Source organism: Microcoleus sp. Z1_A1 (assembly GCF_036700305.1).
In the GTDB taxonomy this organism is placed as follows: Bacteria; Cyanobacteriota; Cyanobacteriia; order Cyanobacteriales; family Microcoleaceae; genus Microcoleus.
Window position 1 is genome coordinate 1 of sequence record NZ_JAUBOR010000091.1, and the last position, 5,575, is coordinate 5,575.

Consider the following 5,575-nt stretch of genomic DNA (forward strand, 5'->3'; position numbering starts at 1 on the left):
TGAAGGCTGGGGGGGGAGAAATGCGATGAGAGGGGGCTGGGGCAGGGGGTCGCAACCGCAACTGGTATCTGGTTCGGCTACTGGGTTGAATATGGGGGTTGGTTCTGGGGCGGGTGTGGGTGTTGGTGGTGTTGGTTCTGGGGCGGGTGTTGGTTCGGGTGCAGGGACGGGTGGTGTTGGTTCCGGCGCGGGTGTTGGTTCTGGCGCGGGTGTTGGTTCTGGCGCGGGTGTTGGTTCCGGCGCAGGGACGGGTGGTGTTGGTGTTGGTGGTGTGGGTGTTGGTTCCGGCGCGGGTGTTGGTTCCGGCGCAGGGACGGGTGGTGTTGGTTCCGGCGCGGGCGCGGGTGTTGGTTCCGGCGCAGGGACGGGTGGTGTTGGTTCCGGCGCAGGGACGGGTGTTGGTTCCGGCGCAGGGACGGGTGGTGTTGGTTCCGGCGCGGGTGTTGGTGTTGGTTCGTTCAGGGGAATGGCAGAGACAGTAGCGCTGGCGGGGCTGGTAGCGCCGAGGTTGTCTGTAGCGCTGTAGGTGAAATTTGCTGTTGTAAAGTTGGCTGTCGATTGGAAAAATAATTGGTTAATCTCAGCAGGTGTCAGAATTTGACCGGCGCGGATAATCCTGCCACCTGTTTCGGGATTGCCTAAAAATATCAGCCCTTCATTTGCTGGTGGGATGGTGTTGATGGTGAAGGATTCGATCGAACCGTCTGGATCTGTGCCGCCTAGTCCTGCGATCGCCACAGTGCTGCTGGGGGCGATTTCGAGGTTGACGTTGTTAGCTACTGGCGGTTTGTTGGGCTCCGGCAGCACCGCCGAGACAGTAGCGCTGGCGCGGCTGGTAGCGCCCTGGTTGTCTGTAGCGCTGTAGGTGAAATTTGCTTTTGTAAAGTTGCCTGTCGATTGGAAAAATAATTGGTTAATGTCAGCAGGTGTCAGAATTTGACCGGCGGTGACAATCGTGCCGCCAGTATCGGGATTGCCTAAAAATACCAGCCCTTCATTTGCTGGTGGGACGGTGTTGATCGTGAAAGATGCGATCGACCCGTCGGGGTCGCTTCCTCCCAGTCCTGCGATCGCCACAGTGCTGCTGGGGGCGATTTCGAGGTTGACGTTGCTAGCTATCGGCCGTAGGTTGGCGGGAGTCGGAGTCGGAGTCGGTGGGAGTGGGGGAGTCGGAGTCGGCGCAGAGGCGATGCTGGTGGTAACAGTTGCGACGGAATCGCTGCCGTTATTGTTGCCGGGATTCGGGTCATTAGTGGTTGAGGTACTTCTTGCCGTGTTGCTGACAGTGCTGGTCGCCGAGACTGGGAATGTGACTCTCCGGCTGACGGTCACGCCGTCAGCTAAGCTGGCAATGGGCGGAAAGCTGACAATGCCTGTGTCAGGGTTGTAAGTACCGCCGTTGGATGCTGTGACGCCCGTTAAACCGGGAACGATGCTGTCTGTAACGGTGATGTTGGTGGCGGTACTGGGCCCTCTGTTTTCGGTGAGAATGGTGTAGGTGACAGTCGAACCCGCGATCGCAGTAGCGGGCCCGGTTTTGAGCGTCACTACATCGGCGCTATCGGCGATCGTAGTGGTGACTCGCGCTTCGGGGCTGCTGCCGTTGTTGTTGGCAGGATTGGGGTCTGGACTCGTTGAGGTGCTGCTAGCAGTGTTGGTGATGGGGCCACCGGTGGCGGGAACTGCGAAACTGACGGTTCTGTTTGTGCTGGCTGCGCTGGCTAGGGATGGGATCGCCGTCCAAGTCACAATACCTGTAGTTGCGTTGTAACTTCCGCCCTCGGAGACGCTGACTCCTGTTAAGCCCGGAACAATGCTGTCGGCGATCGCCACATTGATTGCCGCACTCGGCCCAGTGTTGGCTGCCGTAATTGTGTAGGTGACAGTCGAACCCGCGATCGCAGTAGCGGGCCCAATTTTGCGCGTCACTACATCGGCGCTATCGGCGATCGTGGTGGTGACTCTTGCCGACGGGCTGCTGCCATTGTTGTTGCCGGGATTGGGGTCATTAGTGGTTGAGGTGCTGCTAGCAGTGTTGGCGACGGTGCCGCCGGTGGCGGGAACTGCGAAACTGACGGTTCTGTTGGTGCTGGCTGCGCGGGCTAGGGATGGGATCGCCGTCCAAGTCACAATACCTGTAGTTGCGTTGTAACTTCCGCCCTCGGAGACGCTGACTCCTGTTAAACCAGGAACAATGGTGTCGGCGATCGCCACATTGGTTGCCGCACTCGGCCCACTGTTGGCTGCCGTAATTGTGTAGGTGACAGTCGAACCCGCGATCGCAGTAGCGGGCCCGGTTTTGCGCGTCACTACATCGGCGCTATCGGTGATAGTAGTGGTGACTCGCGCTTCGGGGCTGCTGCCGTTGTTGTTGCCGGGATTGGGGTCTGGGGTAATCGAGGTACTGCTAGCAGTGTTGGCGACGGTGCCACCGGTGGCGGGAACTGCGAAACTGACGGTTCTGTTGGCGCTGGTTGCGCTGGCTAGGGATGGGATCGCCGTCCAAGTCACAATACCTGTAGTTGCGTTGTAACTTCCGCCCTCGGAGACGCTGACTCCTGTTAAACCAGGAACAATGGTGTCGGCGATCGCCACATTGGTTGCCGCACTCGGCCCACTGTTGGCTGCCGTAATTGTGTAGGTGACAGTCGAACCCGCGATCGCAGTAGCGGGCCCAATTTTACGCGTCACTACATCAGCGCTATCGTTCGTAATAGTGGTCGTGACTCTCGCATCCGGGCGGCTGCCACTGTTGTTACCGGGTACGGGATCGATCGTGCTGCTGCTGCTGAATACACTATTTGTAATAGGGCCGAGTGTAGTTGGGGTCGTAACAGTTACGGTGCGGGTGGCTGTGGCCCCAACAGGTAAATTCGGAATACTCCAGGAAACCAGTCTCGTTGTCGGGTTGAAAGTGCCGTTGCCGTCGGCACTGCCAAATACTGCCCCGACGGGCAATTGATCTTCAACCACCACGTTTTCGGCGGCGTCCGGGCCGTTATTTACCGTCGTAATTGTGTAAGTGATGCTGCTACCCGGTGCCGCTGCCGCCGGGCCTGTTTTCGTTGAGGCAACATCTGCTGTAGTAAGCGGCACGTCTATAGTTTGGATCGACAAAGTGCGAACGTCGTGAATATTTGTTGCGGCTCCCGTTGAACCAGCAAAACCAAATTTGAATGTTGCCGGGATTGGCCCGTTTAAGTCCTCTAAATTGGCAATGTCGATAATAGTCTCGCCCTGATCTGTAAACAAACCATTATTGTTGAGATCAAAGTTAACAGTGAGACGGTTTGGCGTTGCAGAAGTGGGGGGTTGCAAAATAATTTGAACTCTTCTTCTGGCTTCTTCGCGACTGCTGGTAATGGCATTGTTCGGCCCGTTTGGAGGCAGAGGATTTACGGTATCGGGAATATTATCTATTCCCTGCGGCACAAACGTAGAAGTTAAAAATTGATATTGCGTAACTTCGCTACCTCGAAGCGTTACCGAATCTCGTCTAATTCCCCCCGGAAGTCCGCCTACCCGCCCTTGAGTTGTAGTTGAGAAATTTCCGAATTCATCCAATCCAATTCCTAAATAACCTCCCCGTAAACCGGACTGATTTGTATCTGTATTTTGCGCGTAGCCGAGAGAACCTCCATAGCCTCCAGCTACTGTTGGGGTCACAGTACCGTCAATTAAAAAGAAACTTATGCCGTCCCCTGTCTGCCCTGCTAAATCAGGACGATCAGGACGTGTAGTGCCGTCGTAGGCAAATATATCGAAGACAATTTTAAGACCGCTGTTGACAGGAACCTGACTGTTATAGATGACAAAAGTAGATTGGTCAAAAGTTCTTGTAGTTAATCTCAACGCCCCGCTGCCAACCGGGTCTATGTTCAAGCCCGGAAAACTCTCTGTTCCGGTTCCTGCTGTTAAAGCTGGAGCATCTGAAATGCCTGTTACCCCAGAGATCCAAGGCCCGATTAGACTTGCATCTTGAAAACTTTCATCCACTAAATTAATGAGGACAGCGCTGTAATTTTCCTGGGTGTTTGTTTCAAAGGCTATTGCTGTTTTTACTCGTCCTGCTGTAACATTTAATTGCCAGTTTCCTCCTAATTTGGCACTACCAATTAGATTGTTGGAAGCCGCTATATTTGCGCCTGTTAATTCTCTCAGCTTCCGCACGAAAGCAATCCCGGATTTTCCAGCCCCAACCTTACACGATAATAATAAAATATCGGCTTTTTCGCTTAAGGCATTTCGCCACTGCTGCAAATGCCGATCGTACTTTGATAAGTTTTCATTCGTCAGTAAAGTTGACCCCAGTTGCACGGAAGCTTCATTGCCGTGAGCAACAATCTGAAGGCTGGCAATTAAACTGCGTTTAGCTAGAATCTCGGTAATTTGTTCTACTCCGTCCAGAGTTCGATCGAGGACAATTATCTCTGTCCCTGGTTTGACTCCGCTGGCAAGATGCTGATAATTCTCTACCCTCGGATCGATGCAAACTAAATGTTTTGTATGTGTAGTCTTGACGCCCCGAGTCGCTTTTGTTAAACCGGAAATATCGAGCGCCATATCACCCACTAACGACGGCCCACTCCAAGAACTTTTTATGCAGTAAGTGTAGCGGCGATCGCAACTTGATTGGTGAATTGGCGAAGAGTAGTTGCACCCTAAATGTTTCATGAGTTACATAGCTCCTTGATCTATTAACTTTCAATCTTCAGTGGTAGATATTATTGTTAATTGCTAATGGGAAATTTCTAACTGCTCATTTCTCGATTTCGCATAGTTAACAAGTTATTTTTACTTCGTTTTTGTTTGGATCGACATCTTCCCAAAGTAGCAGTTCGCTCTATTTCGCTGGTAAATCAGGTTTTTTTTTCGCCAATTCAGACGTGAGCCTAAATTATTTTGAAATGAAAAAAATTAGCACAATCTACGATAAATTACCGTAAAATTAGATATTTTTTACCTAAAAGTAGTTGACAGCTTTGTATTTTTGTAGTATCAAAGGGGTTAATGTATGCGATTTTTATTACGACTCGAGTTTTTATCAAACCCAATTTGATCGATCTCAATCAGCCGACTCTCAAATCATCTATATGATACTCAAGAAATGGTTATATTTTTTGTAGTTTTAAACTTTTTTTGTTTTGTTTTTCATGACCAAATGACTCAATAAAAACCCTTTTTCTGGTTATTATTGAGTCGAATAACCCCCAAAATCTCCAAATTACTATTTTTTATGCTACATTCAAAAACTCGGTTTATCAAATAAACCGAGTTGCTAAAAGCATAGGAAAAAATGCAGCATATTTAATGCGCTTTGGTCTTAAGGAGAAAGAGTGAGAAAATCCCGATTACTCAGCAAATTATCAGCGCCAAAAACCTGAGCCAAAACCTCCCCAGTCGCCGCAACTTGTAGCAGTGTGCTATTGGCAGTCGAATTAATTTGCAAAGCCTCAAAACTCAAGCCACCAGCCAGAACAAACTTATCACTTCCTACAGAAAAATTGAGGATAGTATCAATACCACTATTAGCGCTTAACACAAAGCGATCGTTCCCCATACCCCCAATCAAAGT

1 protein-coding gene and 1 pseudogene are annotated in these 5,575 nt (G+C 51.0%); both read right to left on the bottom strand.

The window, feature by feature from the left end:
* Window positions 1–4,674, bottom strand: a 4,674-nt coding sequence (locus QT973_RS26660) for a DUF4347 domain-containing protein (RefSeq protein WP_333392546.1), incomplete at its 3' end; no start/stop codon positions are given.
* Window positions 4,675–5,323: 649 nt separating this feature from the next.
* A pseudogene (locus QT973_RS26665) lies at window positions 5,324–5,575 on the bottom strand (calcium-binding protein); the annotation flags it as partial.